15 protein-coding genes are annotated in these 17,354 nt (G+C 60.4%); 4 read left to right on the forward strand and 11 right to left on the reverse strand.

Annotated elements, in window-relative coordinates; genetic code table 11:
* A partial coding sequence (locus GXX82_17670; protein ID NLT24874.1) for a molybdopterin oxidoreductase occupies positions 1-415 on the forward strand: 415 nt, incomplete at its 5' end.
* 107 nt (positions 416-522) lie between these two features.
* On the opposite strand, the gene GXX82_17675 is transcribed toward GXX82_17670, so the two are convergent.
* The 7 genes from GXX82_17675 to GXX82_17705 all read right to left on the reverse strand — a co-directional run bounded on the left by GXX82_17675 (position 523) and on the right by GXX82_17705 (position 8,198).
* Positions 523-789 carry a hypothetical protein gene (locus tag GXX82_17675; GenBank protein NLT24875.1) on the reverse strand — a complete coding sequence of 89 codons (267 nt, stop codon included), beginning with the start codon at positions 787-789 and terminating at the stop codon, positions 523-525.
* A gap of 32 nt (positions 790-821) precedes the next feature.
* The gene (locus GXX82_17680) at positions 822-1,121 is read right to left on the reverse strand and encodes a hypothetical protein (GenBank protein ID NLT24876.1); all 300 of its coding nucleotides are present in this window, start codon (positions 1,119-1,121) and stop codon (positions 822-824) included.
* Between the two features lie 405 nt (positions 1,122-1,526).
* A complete protein-coding gene (locus GXX82_17685; protein NLT24877.1) occupies positions 1,527-2,885 on the reverse strand; it encodes a histone deacetylase in 1,359 nt (452 codons plus the stop codon).
* Positions 2,886-4,562 (reverse strand): hydantoinase/oxoprolinase family protein, encoded by a 1,677-nt coding sequence (locus GXX82_17690; protein ID NLT24878.1) that lies wholly within the window; start codon positions 4,560-4,562, stop codon positions 2,886-2,888.
* Between the two features lie 36 nt (positions 4,563-4,598).
* A complete protein-coding gene (locus tag GXX82_17695; protein NLT24879.1) occupies positions 4,599-5,513 on the reverse strand; it encodes a hypothetical protein in 915 nt (304 codons plus the stop codon).
* A gap of 50 nt (positions 5,514-5,563) precedes the next feature.
* Positions 5,564-6,913: a phosphoglucosamine mutase gene (locus GXX82_17700; protein ID NLT24880.1), complete on the reverse strand. Its 1,350-nt coding sequence runs from the start codon at positions 6,911-6,913 to the stop codon at positions 5,564-5,566.
* Positions 6,914-6,947: 34 nt separating this feature from the next.
* Positions 6,948-8,198 carry a UDP-N-acetylglucosamine pyrophosphorylase gene (locus GXX82_17705; GenBank protein NLT24881.1) on the reverse strand — a complete coding sequence of 417 codons (1,251 nt, stop codon included), beginning with the start codon at positions 8,196-8,198 and terminating at the stop codon, positions 6,948-6,950.
* Positions 8,199-8,722: 524 nt separating this feature from the next.
* Between GXX82_17705 and GXX82_17710 the strand changes: the two genes are divergently transcribed.
* On the forward strand, positions 8,723-9,463 hold the full coding sequence (locus tag GXX82_17710) for a lasso peptide biosynthesis B2 protein (protein ID NLT24882.1): 741 nt from the start codon (positions 8,723-8,725) through the stop codon (positions 9,461-9,463).
* Positions 9,464-9,571: 108 nt separating this feature from the next.
* Here the strand turns inward: GXX82_17710 and modB are convergent, their stop codons facing one another.
* From modB to GXX82_17730, 4 genes are read right to left on the reverse strand one after another with little or no spacing between them, the layout of a single operon-like run.
* A complete protein-coding gene (gene modB / locus GXX82_17715) occupies positions 9,572-10,270 on the reverse strand; it encodes a molybdate ABC transporter permease subunit (protein ID NLT24883.1) in 699 nt (232 codons plus the stop codon).
* 1 nt (position 10,271) lies between these two features.
* Positions 10,272-11,018 (reverse strand): molybdate ABC transporter substrate-binding protein, encoded by a 747-nt coding sequence (gene modA, locus GXX82_17720; GenBank protein ID NLT24884.1) that lies wholly within the window; start codon positions 11,016-11,018, stop codon positions 10,272-10,274.
* 5 nt (positions 11,019-11,023) lie between these two features.
* Positions 11,024-11,920, reverse strand: coding sequence for an ATP-binding cassette domain-containing protein (locus GXX82_17725; GenBank protein ID NLT24885.1), 897 nt, complete (start codon positions 11,918-11,920; stop codon positions 11,024-11,026).
* Positions 11,910-12,332 (reverse strand): TOBE domain-containing protein, encoded by a 423-nt coding sequence (locus GXX82_17730; GenBank protein NLT24886.1) that lies wholly within the window; start codon positions 12,330-12,332, stop codon positions 11,910-11,912. The genes GXX82_17725 and GXX82_17730 overlap by 11 nt, the downstream gene beginning before the upstream one ends.
* Positions 12,333-12,591: 259 nt before the next feature.
* Between GXX82_17730 and GXX82_17735 the strand changes: the two genes are divergently transcribed.
* Entirely contained in the window at positions 12,592-14,796 is a 2,205-nt protein-coding gene (locus GXX82_17735) for a WD40 repeat domain-containing protein (protein NLT24887.1), read from the forward strand.
* Positions 14,786-17,203: a WD40 repeat domain-containing protein gene (locus GXX82_17740; GenBank protein ID NLT24888.1), complete on the forward strand. Its 2,418-nt coding sequence runs from the start codon at positions 14,786-14,788 to the stop codon at positions 17,201-17,203. The genes GXX82_17735 and GXX82_17740 overlap by 11 nt, the downstream gene beginning before the upstream one ends.
* Positions 17,204-17,354 lie beyond the last annotated feature (151 nt).

Raw genomic sequence — 17,354 nt, forward strand, 5'->3', positions numbered from 1 at the left:
GCCCACCTACCTCGAGCCCTCGAAGAGCCCCCAGGGCCGCCGCTGGGCAGAGCTGGGAGAGAAGTACCCCCTTGTCCTCGCGACGGGCGTCAGGGACTTCTACTACACCAACGCCATGCTCCACAACGTCAAGTCCGTCCAGAACTGGTCCCCCTACCCCAAGGCGGAGCTGGGACCCGAGACGGCGAAGAAGTACAGCGTCGCCACCGGTGACGACGTCATCGTCGAGACGGACAGGGGCTTCGTGAAGATGAAGGCCTCCGTCGACGAGAGGGTCATGGAGGGCGTTGTCCTCGTGCCCCACGGCTGGCCGGAAGAGGGGAACTGCAACAGGCTCACCGACTGCAACGCCCGGGAGCCCATCATGGGATACCCCGAGTGGAAAGGACTTTTGTGTTCCATACGGAAAGCGTGATATACCGGGGACACATGGGATAACCGCCTGAGAGGGGATGTTCGAAAATGACCGGAAGTGACGGACCTATCATGGTTCGTCACTTCCTTTTTTTGTGTCAAAGGTCTTTACTTCTTCTTCGTCGATGTCGATGTGTTCACGTCGAAGGAGGATGTCGTGGATGTGGATCTCTGGACCTCCTTCGTTTTCACGGGGGTGGGCTCAGGCACGGCAGGCACCTTCACGTCCTCGATCTTCTTCCCCGCCGCCTGCTCAAGCTGCTGCAGGGCCGGGCCTTTCTTCTTCTGCTGCGCCGATGAAACACCGAAACTGCAGATAACGAGCGCGATGATCGCCACAACTGTCAGGACCGTTCTCAAAACCGTGTTCTTCATGGTCTTTCTCCTTTGTCCTTCATTATGATGTCCTATTTCGCCTGTCCGTAGGTCCCCTTGTGGTTGATCTGCGGCACGGTGTACCGCGGGGAGTTCCTCACGCGCTCCTTGATCCTCTCGCGCTCAGCCGTGTAGCTGCCGGAATTACTGCTATTTTTGCCTTTCTCGCTCCGGGAGCTCGTTGCGACATAGTCCTGGTAGGAAGGGTCGGCTGCCGTCCCGGCATACTTGAAATACTCCTGCGGGGTCGTCTTCACATTGTCCGCCCCGAAACACAGACCGGTGGTCGCCAGAAGGGTCAGAATAACTGCTGCGCTCAGGATTCTTTTCATTTTCGGTCTCCTCATCATTTTTCAAGGTAAGACAAGGGAACGGAAAAAAAGTTCCACAAAAGAAATGTTGCGGGCTGCGGGTCAAAAACCTTAAAGGCCGTTCCAGGTCCTGTCAGACTGTTGGCAAAATGCCTTTCTACGTCATTCCGGCGACGCCGCCCTTGCTTCGTCATTCCGGCGAAGGCCGGAATCCAGGAAGAGTCCTGTTACGGCAAAGAACACACAAAAGATAATACCGCGAGAGCACGATAGGGGAAATGCCGTGAGACCGTTCTGTGTCAGGCGGTCGTATGCTGCCAGTCCTTTCTGGATTCCGGCCTTCGCCGGAATGACGAGAGACGGACCGGATGGGGGCGACTTTATCAACAGCCTGCCAGGTCTTTAACTCGCGACCCGGAACAGTCTTCATAACGTGTTTTCCCGCCCGGTTTTCGTTTCGAAGGTCTTGTATTCATCGTTTATCCTGTCCTGCAGGTAGAGGTAGCCGTAGCCGGGCCTTTTCTTCATTTCTTCGTAATCCTGCCGTGCCCGCGCCGCGCAGTCGGGGCAGCAGGCGGCGGGCAGTGAGACGCAGAAAACGGAATAACTGCGGCCGCTGTGGTGGACGCAGGATGACGAGATGCGGCGGTAGCCGCAGCAGTCCGGGCACATCCTTAGGTCGAGACGCTGCTCTTCCTGGAGGTACTCCGTGTCATAAAAGATGCTCCGGGAACTGCCGTAGAACTCGCGGCCTTCTTTGCGGTTCGCCTCCACCACCTTTTCCCTCTCCCGGAAGGCGGCAAGCTGGTGCGCGACGAGGGACCGGATATAGTCCATGTTCTTCGTCGATTCCTTGAAACGGGATGGATTGTAGTCCGGTTCGCGCAGGTTGGAGAAGTCGATCCCCGCCATGGCCATGATAATGCCCATGTTGATGTAGGGCAGTGCCGTCTCCACGGAGTACCCGCCTTCCAGGACCGCTATGTCGGGCCTGAGCTTCTGGTTCAGGATGGCATAACCCCGGGCGGTGAAGCTCATGTTCGCCAGGGGGTCGCTGTAGTGGTTGTCCTGCCCCGCCGAGTTGATCACCAGCTCGGGCTTGAACTCATCGAGTATGGGCAGGACGAGGTTATCCATTATATAATGGATGCCTTCGTCCGTCGTCCTTGGAGCCATGGGTATGTTTATGGTGGTGCCGTGGGCCAGCGGCCCTCCGAGCTCGTTCGTGAATCCCGAGCCGGGGTAGAGGGTGCGCCCGTCCTGGTGGAAGGATATGAAGAGGACGTCGGGATCGTGCCAGAATATCTCCTGGCTGCCGTCGCCGTGATGGACATCGGTGTCGACGATGGCCAGGCGCTTGATCCCGTATGTCCGGCGCAAATACTCCACCATGACGGCCTCGTTGTTGATGTCGCAGAAACCACGGTTGCCGTGAACGACGGTCATGGCATGGTGGCCGGGCGGGCGGATGATGGCGAAGGCGTTCTTCACCTCCTTCTGCATAAAGGCGTCGGCCATCACCATGGCGCATCCCGCCGATACCATGTGCGCCTCGGTCACGCGGCTCTCCACATCAGGGACGCAGAAGTGAACGCGGGAGACGTCCTTTGCCGAGGCAAGGCGGGGATGGTACTCCCGCACCTCGGGCATGTCCATGATCCCTTCCTCGAAGAGTTGGTCCCGGGTATAGAGAAGTCTTTCCTCCCTCTCGGGATGGGTGGGGCTGATCGCCCAGTCAAAGGCGGGAAAAAATATGACCCCCGTGGGTCTGTCCGTCGTTTTCATCTATGCCACCCCCTTGTATTCATGAATGAATCCGGGGGCGATCTGTATCCCCACGTCAAAGAGCTTGCCTTCCTGCTCCCAGCCGCGGATCATGTTGAACTGCTCCTCCAGATACACATGTGCCTCGTCCGCATAATCGGCAAGCCCCCGTTCGCGGCTTGCCTCCTTGAGACAATTCAGCGCCAGTTCTTTTGCGTCTTCGAGCTGGAAACTGCGTTTCTCGACGGCACCCCTCAACCCTCCCGGCGAACCCGTGTAGGTCCGCCGGGCCGTGTCGACGTGGACCTCCACCGCGAGTGTGGGCCGCGCCACGGCCGCCCCCAGGGCATTGGCGACAGGGGAGTAGCGGTGCAGGAAATGCTCGACGCCCATCCGCTTGGCCAGCATGGGCACGATGGCGGGAGCCGCCGCTCCTATCCCGATCACCCGGTGGAGTTCGAACTTCCTCCTGTGCACCACCTCCCAGACCTTGTAGGCAGGCTCATCCTCCCAGAGACCGAACATTTCCTCGATGTTGCGCTCCAGCCTGTCGACCACCTCATCGGCCACCTTTTGGCACAATTCCGCGAGGGACGTGCCGAGACGCCTGGCGACGGACTCGAGCTTCTCTCGGGACGCATCGGTGTCTCCAAGACGGAGACCGTTCAAGAGGTTGAAGGCATCCGTCACCGTCGGCTCAGAGCCTCCCAGGCAGGCGGCGGGACCGAGGCGCATGGGGCCCACCCGCAATTCCCCCGATTCATCGTACACGCGGCTGTCGCCGCCGAGTGGTATGGACCGCACCGCGAAGGCATTGATGTGCGTGAGGTGGCCGTTGATGAGGGCCCCCTTCGAGGCATACAGAGGCGCTCCCTCGATGACGAGGCTGATGTCGGAGGTCGTTCCGCCGATGTCCACGGAAACGGCGTTGAGGGATTCGAGGCTCAAGGCCATCGTCCCCATCGTGCTCGCGGCCGGCCCGGAGAACACCGTCTCACAGGGCCGCTTCCGGCTGGCCTCGAGGGTCGTGGTACCGCCATCGGCCTTCAGGATGTGAACGTCGCTTCGCGGCACCCGTGCCCGTATGGCGGCCTCGATGCTGTCGGCAAAGCGGTTCCACTCCCTCATGGTCATCGCCGTGTAATAGCAGGTCACGGCGCGCCGCGGGAAATTGAGCCTTCCAGCGATTTCGTTGCTCGTGCACACATCCATGTGTGGGTACAGGGACGCCAGGCGGTCCTTGACCATCCTTTCGTGGGCGTCGTTGCGATTCGAGAATTTCCCCGCCACGGCCACCCTCTCGATACCGGAATCATGGACCTTCCTCAGCACCTCTTCCACCTCTTTCACGTCGAGGGGCTCTATCTCCCTGCCGCGAAAATCCATGCCCCCTTTCAGGAAATAGGTGTCGGAACTTATCCTGTAGGCTGAAAAGGGCAGACCGCTGCCGGGAAGAAGGATAAGCGCCGTGCGCTCCCCCCGCCCCGTTGCGAGGAGGTTGGTGACGAGCGTGGTGGAGAGGACTATCCTGCGCACGTCCTTCGCGCCCCCGCGCGCGAGGAGCTCGTCCAGCACGGACAGGAGGGTGCCTTCAAGATCGTTCTCGTCCGTCGGATGCTTGACGCTCAAAAGGACCGACCCTTCCGAAAAGAGGACCCCGTCCGTGTATGTGCCGCCCACATCTATGCCGATCAGCATGTTGTTCACCTCTTGTCTTTCCCCGGGCATCCGGGGTCATTCAAATTCTTCGAACTCCTCCGCGGAGTAGAAAAGGTGGGTCTCCCGTATCCTTTCCCCGTCGAGGCTGCCGTCGAGAATGGATACCTCGGCCCGGGACCTGAATACCTGTGCCCGGTCCTCAAGCTCCGCGAGGCGGTTGTCGAGGCCCCTTTCCCGGATGATGTCCTTGACGGCGCGGAAGATCTCCTCGCTCCCGTGGAGGAACACTCCTTCATCGAGGATCTTGATGGCGACCATGCGCTTGAAGTCGTCGAAAGCCGCCTGCTCCCTCACGCGCATGAGCCTCTTTATCTTGTAGTCCACTTCCTCGTTAACGGCGGGGTCGATGAGCATCCTGTACTTCCTGCGGTATATCAGGTCATCGAGCCTGCCTATGGGCCCGTCCTCCACCCCGTCATCGGTGACCACCACGAGGTCGATATCGGAGCCGCGCACGAGCTTTCCCGTGCTGCGCTCCGGACGGGGCACATCGTGGGCCATATCGTACACGATGTCCCCGGCGATGATGAAACACATCCGGCCGGCCATTTCCGCCGCGTCCTCGTACTCGTCCATGACATCAAGGACCATCCGGCGGGCGCGGTCGAACTTGAGTCTGCTTATCTCCCGGATCCGCTCACCCAACGCGAGGCACCTGTCCTCGAGGGTGGCCCTGTCGCCGGACAGGCCGACGACGCAGTAGGTGAGGAATTCCCGGAGGATGGACGGGGAGAGGCGGGCGAAACCCTCGACGTGGCGGTCGAGCCTCATGTACCTTCTGCCCAGGGACCGGACCTCGAGTCTATCTGAGGTCCTGCACGCCCTCCACAGGAGCAGGCTGTCCGTCCGCATCTCCTTCTGGATCTCAAAACCCGTCAGGGGGCCTCTCGCGCCGATGAGACCCACAATTGCTTCTTCAATACCGCTCATTTCCTTGATCTTCCGTGCCACGCGCGGACGCGCGGGAAGCTCCCGCCTCTCTAACCGAGGTGGGCCCTGATCGCGTCCGCGATCTCGGCACAGTGCCTTTCCGTAACCGCGTCGGTCGGTCCTTCGACCATCACCCTGCACATGTTCTGGGTGCCGGAATAACGCACGAGGACGCGTCCCTCGTCGCCAAGTTCCTTCTCGACCCCCTCTATCACCGCCATAACCTGGGGTATGGTGGCGATATCGGGTTTGCTCCTGACATCGACGTTGATGAGCTTCTGGGGATAGACGTCCATCCACTTCGCCAGCTCCGACAGGGGCTTGCCTGTTCTGACCATGGCCGCGACAAGCTGGAGGGCGGTGATGATGCCGTCACCCGCGGTGTGATGGTCGAGAAAGATCATGTGCCCCGAATCTTCTCCCCCCACCACGCCGCCGAGGCGTATCATGTCCTCGAGAACGTAGCGGTCGCCGACCTTCGACGCGTGGTACCTGAAACCATATTTCCTGCAGGCGACCCTGAGCCCGAGGTTACTCATCACGGTGCTCACCAGGAGGTCGTTCTTCAGTCTGCCCTGATCCTTCAGCATCCTCGCGCAGATGAGAAGGGTCTGGTCGCCCGTTATCTCCCGCCCCTTCTCGTCGACGGCGATGAGGCGGTCGCCGTCCCCGTCGAAGGCGAGCCCGACCGCCGCGCCGGTCTCCACGACCCTTTGCCTGAGGTCCTCCGTGTGCTGCGAGCCGCACCTGTCGTTGATGTTGATACCGTTCGGGGCATTGTGGATGACCTCGATGTCGGCACCCAGCTCCCAGAAGGTGTCGGGAGCGACCCTGTACGTCGCCCCGTTGGCGGTGTCGAGGACGATCTTCATCCCCTCGATGGAGAGGTCGCGGGGAAAGCTGTTCTTCACGAAGACGATGTACCTGCCGTGGGCGTCCTCGAGGCGGAAGGCCTGTCCCATTTCCCGGACAGGCGGGACGAGGCCGTGCAGGGTGTTGCTCATCATCAGCTCCTCGATGGCCTCCTCCTGTTCGTCGGAGAGCTTGAAGCCGCTGCCGTTAAAGATCTTTATCCCGTTGTCCTGATAGGGGTTGTGGGAGGCGGAGATCACGATCCCCGCGTCGGCGCGCATGCTCTGGGCTATGAAGGCTATCCCCGGCGTCGGCAGGACGCCGACGAGATAGGGGTTGCCCCCCATGGAGGTTATCCCCGATTCCAGTGAGCCCTCGAGCATGTACCCGGAGATGCGCGTGTCCTTCCCGATCACGATCCGGGGACGATCATGCGTCTTCTTCAGGAGATAGACCACGGCCTGTCCGATGGCAAAGGCTATCTCCGCGTTCATCGGATACCGGTTCGCTTCCCCCCGGACACCGTCGGTACCAAAAAGTTTACCCATGATCACCCCTCACTCGCCTCGCACCTTTTCCGCCTCATCTGCCGAACATGTTGAGGGACGGCAGCAGCTCCTGCACCTTCCCGCAAAAGGTATCCACGATCTCCTGCAGCCATGCCGTGCCCTTGCCCGAGGTCTCGGTATCAAACCCCCGTACGGTCTCTACGTAGTCCGCGCCGCCGGCGCTCTTCAGTTTCCCGGCGAGGGCGAGAAAACCGTCCCGCGACCGTCCCGCGAGGTCGTCCTCCGGCGGGGACATGAAGATCCCTTCCATCTCTCCGAACCTCTCGTATAATTCGCTCCTCCCGTCGCCGTCCTTCCCTGCTCTCGCCCCGTGCTCCGGCCTTTGCGCCTTTTCCGCCAGCATCCGAAGCCTCTTGAGACGCTCCGTCTTCGCCAGGGTCAGCGTATCCATGAGCCCCGAGAAGATGAGGTCCCCGAACTCACGCGCCTCGAGGAAGGGGCGGCGCACGTGCAGGTACCACTGCTCCAGCGCCACCAGGTTGGCGATGTAGATGACATTGTTCCCCATGATGCGGTGGAGGTTCGGATAGGTCCCCGGCCTGACATCCATCGTCTTCGCCGAATGCGTCTTTCCCACGATGAGCTTGTTGTCTGCCGGAAAATCGTTCCTCAGCACCGAGTTGGCGGCGACCACGTTCCCATACCCCATCCTGATGGGACCCACGAGACCCCCCTGGCCGCCGAGGAAGATGGGGGGCTGGTTGAGCATGACCCCGCGCGGGACATCCCCGATGAGGGATGGCGTCGTCTTGTCGCCGTCGGGTGTGAAATTGAAGTGGATATAGGAGCTTCCCACCTCGCTGTGGTTCCTGCGGCTCGTCCCTCCCGCCATCAGGCAGTCGCAGAAGTTGATGAGGCTCCCCAGGGTCACGAAAGGAAAGAGTATCGTCTGCTTCAGGCCCACGCAATGCGCCCCGCCGGCCTCCTCCTCGATGATGCAGCCTTCGCGCACCTCAGCGCCGAGGCCCATGTTCGACTTGTCCAGGAAGACAGACCCAGCGAAGTAGCCCCCCTTCAGTTCCACCTTCTGTCCCAGCCGGCAATCATCAATGGTGACGGGCCCCTCGAAGCCGATCCTGGCACCGGCGGATATGACCGTCCTCGCACCGTAGATCCTGCACCCGGGGTAGATCCTGACGTCAGTCCCCGATATGTGATCGATGTTCACCTCGTCACCCACATCCAGGGTCAGCGGGTTCGGGATGTCGACACCTTTCCTGATCATCTGCACAACCTTATCGTGGCATCGAGGCTGAACATCCATATCCGGTCTCCTCCGTAAAGACTGACGGGCCTGTCAAGATCGTCGAATCATCTGGACCATTTATCGTATGGGAATGATACCAGTTTTTCCCCTGTCTTTGCAACATCCCGCCCGGTCATGGACGTCGGGTCACATCTGTCCAAGATACGTCTACTGCAACGGACACGCGGACTCTCCAGAGCAATCCAGGGAAACAGGAATAACCAATGACCAAATTCCAATGACCAATGAGAAAGATAATGACCAATTGACCAATGACCAATCCACCCTGACCGCACGAAAGAAGAGACCAACCTCGTCCGGAATGGAGGATCTACCTGTCCTCATCCCTTGTTCCATAAGGAGGGTATTCCGGGAAATGGATTATTTTGGACAGCAGTGGATGTCGGGTCACGGCCGGATGTGGTACAATGACAGTGCTTTCGGATGATGGAAGTTCGGACAGCGTGTCGTTCCCGACATGCACGATAACCTCTGCGCGCCGCTCCGCGCCATGTGAAACGCGGATCTCATCGAGGAGGGGGATGGACCGGACAAGGCCGTCAGGCAACCTCAACACGGGGCATCACGTGCCCTCCCATATCCGTCACGTCAGGGTAGGGGACCGGGTTATCATCCTCGACATCCGCTCGGAATCCTATTTCGCCCTCGATCCCGTCGCTTCGCTCATGTGGGAGGAGCTCATCGCCGGGCGTGGAAGGGACGAGTGTCTGCGACGACTCGGAGAGGAGATCTCCGGAACGCCACAAGAGATAGAGGACGATCTTTACGCGTTCTCCGAAAAATGCCTTGCCAGGGGGTTGATGAGGGAATCGCCCGAGGCGCCCGCAGGAGAAGAGGCGCCGCGGGCGACACGCGCCTGGAAGCGCTTCCTCACCTTCAGGGCATGGTGGAGCCTTGTGAGAACAAGGCTCTCCCTGTCGCGCAAGGGCTTTTGCACCACCTACAACAGCGCCCTCGCCATGGCATACCCCGGAGAGACCTCGGGGGACAACGCTGGGGGTGAGGCACTCGAACGCGCCCTCACTGCTTTCGCGGCGGCGGAGAGCTTCTTTCCCCTGGGGAAGGCTCGGCTCGACCATCTTCCTCGATCGCTGGCGCTCTTCACGTTCCTCAGGCGCACGGGCCTGCCGGTGTGCCACTGCATCGGAGTGAGGCCCTTCCCTTTTTCCGCGCACGCCTGGACCGAGTGCCATGGGCGCGTCGTGCATGACGATGCGTTGAACCGGAACAGGTTCACCATTATCGCGAGAATACCTAAGTGAGGAAGTTTTCCGGCACGATCCGCGAGAGTGCCGCATGTCGGCCCCGATGCCAGGGCCGACATGTCGCCGGGCCGTCAAAGGACAGCGAGGATAGAACACCCCGGGGCGTTAAATGCCGAGGCCCGGGATCCTCTTTCTGTTCATCGTGTTGAGGACAAGGAGCACGGCGATGGCTATTACCGTAAGTATGATGGAGAATATCGCCGCCCTCAAGAACTCGCCCTCGAAAACGGCGTTGTAGATGGCGAGAGACAGCGTCTCCGTGCGCCCCACGATGTTGCCGCCGAGCATGAGGCTTATGCCGACCTCCCCCACGGAGCGTCCGAAGGCAAGCAGGAGCCCTGTCACGATGCCGCCCTTGATGTTGGGAAGGACAACCTTGAACAGCGTCTGGGCCCGCGTCTTTCCCAGGGTGGCGGCCGCCTCGATCAGCGTGCCGTCCATTTGCTGCCGCGCGGCCTGCACGCTTTTCACCATGAAGGGCAGACCCACTACAAACACGGCGACGAGCACCCCCGAGGGTGTGAATATTATCTTGAAGGCGAACACCTCCATCAAGAAACGTCCGAGAGGCCCGTTCTTGCCAAGGATGAGGAGCAGGAAGAACCCGAGAGCCATCGGCGGGAAGATCATGGGCAGGGTGGTGATGATCTCGACTACGGTCTTCACCGGGCTCTTCTTTCCGGCAAGGTACAACCCAAGGGGCAGACCGGCCGCGAGCTGCACGATGAGCGCCAGCAGGGTCACCTTGAGCGTGAGCGCGATGGCCGGGTGTGTCAGGTAGTCCGTCAGCGGTACGTGGGGCATATCATTTTACGCCGTATTTCCCGAAAATATCCTTCGCTTCCTTCGTCTTCAGATAATCGGTGAATTTCTTCGTTTCCGGCTTGTTCTGAAAGCCTTTCACCACCCCGGCGACAATGAGTATCTCGGTGTACTTGTCTTCCGGCACGACGATATAGCCGCCCAACCGGTCCTTGTTCGCCATGGCCTCGGTGAGGTTGATGAACCCCGCGTCCGCCTCTCCTGCCAGCAGGTAGGAGACGACCTGGGGCACGGTGGCCACCTGGGTTATCTTGCCGGCGAGCTTTGATGCGTAGCCATAGGACTTCAGGGCTTCCGTCCCCGCAATGCCGTAGATGGCCTTCTTGTCCTCCGGCATGAATACCGTCTTCACTTTGTCCGACGCCATGTCTTCCACCCTGTCAAGGCTCACGCCCTTCCGGTAGGCGAGGACGAGAATGCCCTTTCCTATCGGTTCATAGGAAACAAATGTTACCGTGGAACCGAGGGCGGTAAGGAATTTCTTGTCGCCGATGATACAGCTTATCTCGCCGGTCTGTTTCGACTGGCTCGCCACCATCTGGATGTTCCCGAAGGCGGCGTCCGTCTTTATCCCGGTGGCCTTTTCGAAGGACTTCATCGCCTCCGTGACGGGCTTCTTGTATCCGGCCCCCGACGCGATCATCAGGGTCTGGGCCGACACCAGGGACGCGCCCAGGAAGAGAAGGAGAAGACACAGGACCGTTCCGATAACAACGGGTTTTCTTTTCATATTCCTCAATTGCCTCCTTTTCCGTTGGAATTCAGTTTTTGAATGATGGGGTTGAAGGCCTTGGAGATCACGAGGGCCTTGTCGCCAGGTACGAACGTCTCCTGCCGGTTGTTGCACACGGCGACCTTCACGGGCGAGTTCCCGATAAGGAGGGTCAGCACGTCCACGATGTCCTCATTCTCTACCTTCAGCACTTCCGCGACGAACTGCAGTTTGCCGCTGACCTTGCTTCGGCCGAAGATATCATAAGGATTGCCGTCATCGACGACGCGTCCATCCCTGAACCCTATCACCCGGTTGCACAGCTTGAATATCTCCGGCAGGTCGTGGCTGACAAGGATCGTCGTGATCCCCCACAGCCTGTGGACCTCCAGGATCTCGTCCTGAAGGGTGCTTCTCATCTCCATGTCCAGGGCAGAGAGAGGCTCGTCAAGGAGCAGGAGATCCGGCTTGCGTGCCAGGGCCCGCGCCATAGCCACTCTCTGGTTCTGGCCACCGGAAAGAAACCCCGGCTTGCGGTGCTGCAGATTCGACAACCCGAAGATGCCGAGCAGTTCGTCGATGTGCTTCTTGTCCGCCTTCGGCTGCGCGAAGCGCAGGTTCTCACGGACGCTCATGTTCGGAAACAGGGCATACTCCTGAAACACGAACCCGACCTTGCGCTGACGAGGCGGCAGGTTCGTCCCGTCCTTCGAATCGAACCACGTCTGTCCGCCAACCCTGACAAACCCTTCCTCGGCATCGGTCAGGCCTGCGATGATACGCAGCATCGTCGTCTTGCCCACACCCGACGGACCGAAGAAAGACACCATCTCGCCGGAGCAGATGCTCAGCTCCGCGGTGAAAGGAAACTCTCCCGTGGCCGTGAACAGCCTTTTCCTTACCGACAGTTCAATCTCCATTCCCTGCCTCGTCCGGCTCCTTCAGCATCACTTCGTTCGTCTTGATGAAGGCCGTCACGCGGTCGCCCGCTTTAAGGTCCAGTCTCCTCGCCGACATCGTCGTGATCAGGGAGGTCAGGTGTTCACCCCTGAAGGACAGTATCACCTGCGTCAATATCTCCCCCGTCACAAGCCTCTCGATGGTGCAATCAAGCTGGTTGTTGAGGCTCATCTGCCCCCCGATCATCTTTCCTATCGAAACCGCCGCTTCATTGAACAGGAGTTCAACATCTCCCGACATGCGCAGATAGGAGACCTTTCCCGGCGTTCCGATCATGATCGCCGTCATCCTGGTTCCATCCACGTCGATGCCCACCAGCGTCATGTTCCCCGATGTCGTCAGCTCAGATATCTTCCCGCGCAAAATGTTCATGGTCCTCAATTCATGTAACGGCTCACTCGCAACTTCGTTATATATATACGCATATATCGACAGCGAAAGTCAACATCACGCCGTCCCCTCTTTGTGCATGACGCCCCCTCTCTTTTGCCATTGCCTGCAGGGGGCCCTGACTGGTATCCCATTGATAGCGCGATGCAAGGACCTGACCGGGGAGGGTCGCTTGCTTCCCGGGCCGGTAAAGAGAATCCTCGCGGAAGCGACAAGAATGATATACGATTAGAGGAAGGTCATGAAGGAACTCAAGGTTTCGGACAAAGCGGGGAAGGTACGGCGGGCATCCGATGACGTCGTGCGTGAGGCGCTGGGGACCCTTGTCCCCGGGGGAAGGACCACCCACCGCATAGGGGGACACACGGACTGGTATCACGGAGCGGCGGTCTCGCCCGACGGGTCGCGGCTGATCACTGCCAACCGCGACGGAACGGCCCGCCTGTGGGACATCGCCAGCGGTCAGTGCCTCATGGTGTTTCGGGGGCATACCGGCGAGGTGGTGCGGGCGGCTTTTATGAACCACGCGGACCGGGCCGTCACGACCGACGATGACGGCACCCTGCGCCTGTGGGACTGCGCGACGGGCGCCTGCATCCTCGTCCTGAAAGGTCATCATGGACGTGTCGCCGGCCTGGCGGTGAGCCCCGATGACAGGTATATCGCAAGCAGCGACAGCTTCTGGGCACTCAGGGTATGGTCCCTTCCCGAGGGTACCTGCGAACATTCCGCGGCAGGGATCAACAATGTCATGAGGATCCTTGTGAACCGGGACGGCAACACGATGCTGACACTGGACTCACACCATGATATCCTTCGATGGAACTTCCCCGGCATCGGCGAGCCCTCTCTTGTCGCGAGCGGGGATTATTGGGACATCGCTCTTGCGGGGGATGGAGAGGTTGTGGCCGCCGGAAGGGATGGCCTTTCCTGCTTCGATGTTCGCACCGGCGCCCGGAAGAGGCTCTATTCCCTGGAACCGCACAAGCCCTACAAGGTGACCACCTCTTCCGACGAAACACGGTTTGTGGCCTGCTGCGGCCCCGGGGAGACCGTCCTCGTGGTGGACAGCGGAACGGGCGCTATCGAGAAACAGTTTACCGGTCCGAGGCTCGTCACCGACATGACACTCTCGCCGGATGGAAAAACCCTCTATACGGTGGGCTTTTACCGGACATGCAACATCTGGGATATCGGTACGGGCGAGTGCCTGCAAGCCATCGGTTCCACCCGGAGCGTGCACCATCTCTCCCTTTCCAGCAGCGGCACGTATCTCGCCGCCTGTGACAAAGGCGATACGGTCAAGCTGTGGAACCTCACGGACGGTTCCCAACGGGCGAAGTTCCCGGGGGCAACGTCCGTCGCCTTTCTCGAAAACGCCCGTCTTGTTGCCACCGGGCATGATGACGGCCGAGTTCGATTCTGGGACATCGAGAGCGGCAACGAGAAGCCCGGGGCGGTCTTACAGGCCTACTCATCCGCGGTCGCCTGCGTCCTGCCGCTGGAATCAGGCGCCTCCTTTGCAACCTTCACCCGGCACGGAGTGCCGAAGCTCTGGAACACGGAAAAACGCAATTGTCTCAAGATCCATAACACGGCCGGAAACATTGACATCGACACCACCGCGATAGATGAAGACACGCAACGCGTGGCGATGCGTCGCCAGGGGAAGAACCATATACTCGTCTGCGATCTTCGGTCCGGCGATATTCTTGCCACGCTGACGGACCACGCACATAAGTACGGCAATCTCTCCGTCATCATCACGGGCATTCGTTTTCTCCCCCGGGGAAGGGGTCTTGTTTCCTGCGGCCGTGACGGCCTTATTATCCTCTGGGACCTCTCCACGTTCAAGGCCGCGCGGTCTATCAATGTGGGCAGTTCGATCCTCTCCATGGCCGTCGAGAACGACGGACGTCATGTGGTCATCGGCACCTATGCGGGAGGGCTGGAGCGATGGGACCTCGAAAGCGGGCAACGTGAGATCTGCCGGCCTCCTGAAGGGAGTCCGGTGGCGGGGCTCGCGCTCTCTTCCGACGAAAGCCGGCTCTTCGTCTCCTTCAGCGACGGGACCGTGAGGATCATAGACAGACAGAGCACGGCCCTCGTCTGCTCCCTCTGGAACGTGGATGACGGCTTCTTCTGGTTCACGCCGCCCGACGAGCACGCCCCGGACGGCTGGGTATGGACTGACAGGGAAGACCTGCTCCATCTCGTCGAAGAAGGCAGCGAGGGCAGGGTCCTTGGTGCCGTACCCCTGGCTGACGAAAGACGAGGAACCTATATCATGACCCGCAACAATGCGGCGATCGTACAGGCGCGCCTCAAGGGCCTCGACGAATACGCGCGCGTCGCGGGCCGTTATACCCGTGCCCTTGCGGACGGACAGGACAGGATCGAGACCCGCCCGCGCCCGATGCTGACCGGGAAAGATAATGATGCGTAAGACAGCGGGAACACCGTCGTCTTCCTCGGTCGTATCCTTTCGCCCCGGGAATCTCCCGGCTAAGGTGGTGACCGGCGTCCTCAAGAGGTCCGCCCCGGAGAGCCGTCTCACCCACGACGCGGGGTTCCACAAACGACAGATCGCCGCGCTCGCGGGGGCCTTTGGCGGCACCCACCTGCTCACGGGAACCTCGAGGGGTGAAGTTCGCCTGTGGGACATGGCCTCCGGAAGATGCGTACGGACGTTCTCCTGCGGAGGCCCTACCCTTTCGGGCATCTTCACAACACCCCGGACGAACCGCATGATAACGGCCTTTCTCTTCGGCACCAAGAAGGTCTGGGACCTTGAAACGGGCGATTGCCTGGCGACCCTGTCCGACCATCCCGGCGATCCCGTGCACTGCAACGACGACCATATTTTCTGCAAGCAGAACTGGAATGTCCGGAGTTTCTTCAGGGGGAAAGGTCCTGACTCCAAAAGGTCCGAGGCCCTCGTCTACGAAGTGAACACAGGAAAGAGAGTCCGAACGTTCCGGATCGAGGGAAGCCATATCAGTTCCCTCGTCGTAAGCCCCGACGGCGGGAAGATCGCCGCCGCCGGCGACGACCACTCGGTCCGGATATGGAACGTCACGTCGGAGGACATGCTTCACCAGGCCCGCCGGGGGTTCAGGTGGCCGGCGATCGTTGGCTTCAGTCCCGACAGCCGGTCAGTTGTTCTGAACTGGACCGACAGGGTCGAGGTACGGGACGTAACGGGGCCGGGCACCTCTTACACCGTCGCGATGCCGTCTCTCAAACAGCCCTATCGGGCATGGTACGCGCTGAGGGGTTCCCGGCTGATCGAAAACCAGATAGACCTGTCGACTGTCGATCCCTTATCGCATATCCGCGTCATCGATATCCGAACGGGACAGACCCTGTACACGAACACCTTCTCGGGCGCGATGCAACTTGAGTCCCTGACGGAGGACGGGCGGTTCTGCCTGGGGTTCCGCCACGGCTGGATCGACGTGTGGGACATGGAAAGCCAGGAAATGACGGCCTCCCTGTCGACAAGCCGGGAATACCACGGCTACGCGGGCGGGTTTAGCAGGATCGCCACCATCAATGGACGCATCGCCATCTCCCGGGAGGAATCCGTGGTGCGCCTCGTCGACCCGGCTTCCGGAAGCCCGGCAAGGACATTCCCCGCCAGACAACCCGTCAGGGACCTCCTGGCGACTCCGGACGGCAAAGCGCTTCTGACGATGCTCGATGGGACGGTGAAATACTGGGAGCTCTCAAGCGGCCGATGTCTCAGGGAATTCGATGTTCCCGGAATGGAACTCTGGGATGACCTGCCGCAGGGCGCGCCGGTGATGGCAGTCACGCCCGACGGGAGACATCTGGTTCTGCCGTCCGAGAACGGTGTCGCCATCCATGATCTGTCGACGGGTCGGCATGAAGGGGGTTTCCCCCTGGGAGAAAAAACGGGAGGCCCTTGTGCCCTCTACGTGACCGGGGACGGAAAAAGACTGATGGCAGTGGCGGGACACACAGGCTTTCTGGGATCCTACGACCTTGGAACGGGCGCCCCCGTTTCCGGTTTCCCTCTCGCCGGCATGGACCCCTTCCAGGCATTCTGCATGGGCGGACAGGTCCTCGCCACCGCGAACCGGACTCTCCTTTCGCTCCGGGACGGACGAACAGGCAACCTCCTGAGGACATGCGACCACAACGATTACATCAACGACATCCTTTGCATCCCGTCGCTGGGAAAGGTGATCGCCGCGGGATTGAGAGGGTTCCACTTCTGGGACCGGGAAGACGGGGAACCCCTGACGGAAAAGCCGGGCAACGTGGACGGCATCGTCACATTCGGCGGACTCCCATCCCTGTCGCCCGGCGAAACGCGTATCATTCTTCGGGGCCGGTACTACATCGCCCTGTGGGACACCCGGATACACCGGCTCCTGTGGCGGGACGACTTCCTTGAGGAGAACCGGATAAGAAAGATTGTCACCTTTCCCGATGGAAAACGATTCGCGACATCGGATATCACCGGGACCATAAAGGTGAGGAGCATCGAGACCGGGGAGGTCCTCGCCGCCCTTCACATACTGCCCGAAGGGTTCCTCTGGGAAACCCCGCCCGATGACCATGCCCCTTCGGGCTGGCTCTTTACGGACAGGGAAGACCTTATCACCGTCACGGCCCGGTCGGGGAACGATGGCGGCACGAGGATATTCCGCGAAGGGGTAAGCGAGCACAGGGCCTACCTGAGGATATACAACAACCGGGCAATGGTCACGGCGAAGATCGCGGGGAAGGAAGAGTACCGCCAACAGGTCGCACTCCACGCCCGCGTCCTCGACAGGGCACGGATCGGCAACGGCTCCGTCGGTCTTCGCCCCGCCCTGACCTGATGGGCATCATCGACACCGGGACCGACCCCCAAGGAACACAACATCATCTCCAATGCCTCCCGCACCACCATTCTGCGTGCCCTCATTCTAAGGCTTCTGTCTCCCTGCCCCTTCCCATTATCGGGTGCCGGCCCGGGTTGTGGCCCCTTCC

The sequence above is a fragment of the Syntrophorhabdus sp. genome, assembly GCA_012719415.1.
Taxonomy (GTDB): Bacteria; Desulfobacterota; Syntrophorhabdia; order Syntrophorhabdales; family Syntrophorhabdaceae; genus Delta-02.